Source organism: Chloroflexota bacterium, from assembly GCA_014360825.1.
Lineage (GTDB): Bacteria > Chloroflexota > Anaerolineae > UBA2200 > JACIWT01 > JACIWT01.
On record JACIWT010000050.1, the window covers coordinates 1 to 3,777 of the forward strand.

Annotated in this window: 6 protein-coding genes; all 6 read left to right on the top strand. The window is 55.0% G+C overall.

Annotation, left to right across the window (positions count from 1 at the left end; genetic code table 11):
• On the top strand, positions 1 to 109 hold a 109-nt coding region (locus tag H5T64_13350; protein ID MBC7265319.1), incomplete at its 5' end, for a transcriptional regulator.
• 66 nt (positions 110 to 175) lie between these two features.
• Positions 176 to 688: a hypothetical protein gene (locus H5T64_13355; GenBank protein MBC7265320.1), complete on the top strand. Its 513-nt coding sequence runs from the start codon at positions 176 to 178 to the stop codon at positions 686 to 688.
• Between the two features lie 15 nt (positions 689 to 703).
• Positions 704 to 1,015 carry a PTS sugar transporter subunit IIB gene (locus H5T64_13360; protein MBC7265321.1) on the top strand — a complete coding sequence of 104 codons (312 nt, stop codon included), beginning with the start codon at positions 704 to 706 and terminating at the stop codon, positions 1,013 to 1,015.
• 25 nt (positions 1,016 to 1,040) lie between these two features.
• Positions 1,041 to 2,339, top strand: a complete 1,299-nt coding sequence (locus tag H5T64_13365; GenBank protein MBC7265322.1) for a PTS galactitol transporter subunit IIC — start codon at positions 1,041 to 1,043, stop codon at positions 2,337 to 2,339.
• A 116-nt stretch (positions 2,340 to 2,455) separates the two neighbouring features.
• The gene (locus tag H5T64_13370; protein MBC7265323.1) at positions 2,456 to 3,553 is read left to right on the top strand and encodes a M28 family peptidase; all 1,098 of its coding nucleotides are present in this window, start codon (positions 2,456 to 2,458) and stop codon (positions 3,551 to 3,553) included.
• A 74-nt stretch (positions 3,554 to 3,627) separates the two neighbouring features.
• Positions 3,628 to 3,777, top strand: a 150-nt coding sequence (locus H5T64_13375) for an SgcQ protein (protein MBC7265324.1), incomplete at its 3' end; no start/stop codon positions are given.

A 3,777-nucleotide genomic window follows, 5' to 3' on the forward strand; every position in this document is an offset into this window, starting at 1 on the left:
CAAAGTATGTGATCTGAGTGAAGTGGACGTGCTCATTACAGATCGGGGCATTCCGCCGGCTATGCTGGAACGGTTGCGCGAGGCGGAATTGACCGTTGAGTTGGTGTAAGGCACAATATCACGTATTGCAGGGCATACTTCTGCGTGAATTTAGATAATCCTGGAGGAAAGTACAATGGAACTTAGAGTCGATCCACAAGCCGCGTATAAGGTGCAGCCTGGACAAACAGAAACCTATGTGGCCTTTCGCACTGCTATCCCGAAGCCCCCACATGAGGACGCTCATCTTCGTCATATCTTCCGTTTCTACATCAGCCGGGCCATGCAGAAACGCGGCGAGCAGGATATTTACGTCCTTCCCTCACTGATGGTGGGGGACCAGCATATCCAGGTGGATGTTTTGGCATCGTCGCCAGGCAAATATACCGTCGCCATCTGCGAACCCGCTTCTGTAACGCCGGAGACAGAAACGCTCCTCGAGGTTCTGAAAGATGCGGATCACACCGAGACGATCGTCGTCCACTCGCAGTATGGCAACCCGGGGAACGTCATGGAGAAGTTCAAAGAAGAGTTGGAGGCAGGCAAATTTCGCCTGCTCGCCGTTGTCCCGCCGCCGTTTGATGACGCCTATGAGTACGACATCTGGATGTTCGAGACCACATTCCGCGATCTTTTCGCTAGAGAGTAGCCAATGCCGAGCAGCATGCCTTCAGAGAAAATCTACAAAATCGTCGTCGCCTGCGGGACAGCGATTGCCACATCGACTCACGTTGCCCTCAAGGTCAAAGAACTACTCGAGGAGCGCGGCCTCAAGGTTCACACTGTCCAGTGCCGTGTGCCAGAGGTACCGAGTTTTGCCGCAGATGCGGATCTGGTCGTCGCCACCGCGCAAGTGCCGTTTAACATTGATATCCCCATCATTGATGGAATCCCATTTTTGACCGGAATTGGGATGAAGGAGGTGGTCGATAGAATAGAAACCATTCTGAAAACCAACGATTCTGGAAAACCGTAATCTCAAATCCAAAAGGAGGATGCCAATGCAAGCGATTCAGTCTATTTTTAATTTCCTGACTGGCCTAGGTTCGCCGGTGATGCTGCCGATCGTGATCTTCATTTTGGGGCTGATCCTAGGACAAAAGATCGAACGTGCCTTCATCGCATCAGTCACCGTTGGAGTTGGTTTCATCGGCCTTAGCCTGGTGATCAGCCTGCTGTTCGAGGCCCTGGGTCCTGCCACGGATGCACTGGTCAAGGCGACTGGTCTGCAGCTCAATTCGCTTGACGTCGGCTGGGGTGTTGCTGCCGCCATCGCCTTCGGCACCGCAGTCGGCTCGCTAGTCTTCATAGTGGCGCTGGCTGTGAACTTGATTATGCTGGTGTTCCGCTGGACGAAGACCCTGAACGTCGACTTGTGGAACTACTGGCACTACGCTTTCACCGGTTCACTGGTCTATCTGGTGAGCGGTGGAAATCTGGTGCTGGGCTTGATCGCGGCCGCCATCCATGCCATCGCCGCCTTGCTCATCGGCGACTGGACCGCCAAGGACGTGCAGGAGTTCTTCCGCCTGCCCGGTGTCTCCATCCCCCAGGGCTGGGCTATCACCAGCGTTCCGATCATCAAGATCCTGAATGCGATCGTGGAGAAGATCCCTGGACTGCGCGATATCTACTGGGACTCCGAGACGATCCAGAAGCGCTTGGGCGTGTTCGGCCAGCCGATCATTATGGGCGCCATTCTGGGCCTGCTGTTCGGCATCCTGGCCTATGGTATCAATCCGGGCGGTATGACCGGCACACAGGTGCTTGGCAAGGTGCTTATGCTGGCTGTCCAGATGGCGGCAGTGATGCTGCTGATCCCGCGCATCATCGCTATCTTCATGGAAGGACTAACGCCGCTCTCCGAGGCTGCCCGTGCCTTCATGCAAAAGCGCTTCGCTGGCCGTGAGTTCTATATCGGCTTGGACTCGGCCATCCTAATCGGGCACCCGATCACCATCGCGGCAGGCATCCTGCTGATCCCGATCACGCTGCTGCTCGCTGCTATCCTGCCAGGCAACACCACTTTGCCGGCGGCAGACCTCGCCGCTACCGCCTTCTTTGTCTGCATGGTCCCGCCATTGACGCGTGGCAACTTCTTCCGCTCCGTTCTGTACGGCATCATCATCATGACCATGGTGCTGTACATTTCGAGCGCATTTGCCCCGCTACTGACCCAGATCGCCAAGAGCATCGGCTATGCGATTCCCGAGGGCGCCGTTCAGATCACAGGTCTCTCCGGCGGCAACTGGATCGCCTGGGTGCTGACCACGATCACCAGGCTGATCTTCGGGCGTTAGTAACTGAATATCCCTCTGCTGGAGAAAGGGCAATTGCCCTTTCTCCAGCCTGCACTTATCTTTCGCTCTTAATTAAGATTTTTTTCAGCCCGTACTATCCTTCTGAGAGACAGTATATGGAAAAGATTGATTGGAATTTGCTCGAAGCACTCTGTGCTATCCACGCCGTCTCCGGTCGTGAAGATCTTATGACCGCCTTTGTGCGTGATAGGATCAAAGGCTTGGTCGACGAAGTAACTGTGGATAATTTGGGTAATGTGATCGGAATCCTGAAAGGCGCCCAGTACCCAGATTATCGTCTTATGCTCCAGGCCCACATGGACGAAATCGGTCTGATTGTCCGCAACATTACTGCCGATGGCTTCCTGCTGATCGAACGCGTCGGCGGGATGCCAGAGAAAAGCCTGCTAGGTCAGCGCGTTGATGTGCTGCTCGACGACGGGCGGTTAATACCCGGCTATATTGGCACGAAGTCCCATCACATCACGGAAGCAGACGAGAAATACAAAGTTCCAAGTGTGCACGAGATGTTTGTTGATCTCGGGCTGACCAGCCGCGAGGCGGTCGAACAAGCCGGGGTCCGAGTTGGCGATCCGGTCACGTATCACCCCAACTTCCATCGTTTTGGCGATGGAACCATTTGCTCGAAGGCGCTGGACAATCGTGCCGGTGTTTTCGTTTTGCTCGAGACACTCATGGCTCTGACAAAAAATCGTCCACCGTGTACGTTGGTTTTCTCATTCACCGTGTTAGAGGAGTTCAGCATCCGTGGCTCATTGCCAACGGTAACGGCGACCAGACCTGACGCCATCATTTCTCTCGACATCACCATCGCCACCGACACACCTATCGACAAACCATTGCAACCGGTGGCATTGCGTCGGGGCCCGGCGATCAAGATGATGGACTTTCATGGGCGTGGCACCCTCGGCGGGCTGTTCTCCTCGCCGAAACTGCGCCGCTTCATCGAGGCAACGGCGGAAACGGAGGGCATCCCCTTGCAACGCGAAGTGATCGTGGGCGTCATCACCGACCCGGCCTTCCAACTCTATCTTGGTGAGCGCGGCTACGTCATCGCCGGGCTCTCCATTCCGCAACGTTACAGTCACGCCGCTATTCAGGTGTGTCATGAGACAGATATAGTGCAAACGATTCGATTGGTGGAGGCGATCGCCCGTGCCTTCACACCTGAGGTAGACTTAAGTAGAGGATAAACTATCCGAAAAGAACCTAACTACCCTCTGGCATTTGCAGAAGATAACGCAAAAGGAACAGGAAAAGGTAGCGAATGAAATCGTGGATTAGAGATTTGTTCGGGGTCGAGAAGCCAATCATTGGGATGTGTCACTTGCGGGCGCTGCCTGGTGATCCGGGTTATGACCCACAGAAGGGCCTGGCCTGGGTTTGCGAGCGCGCCCGCGAAGACTTATTAGCCCTG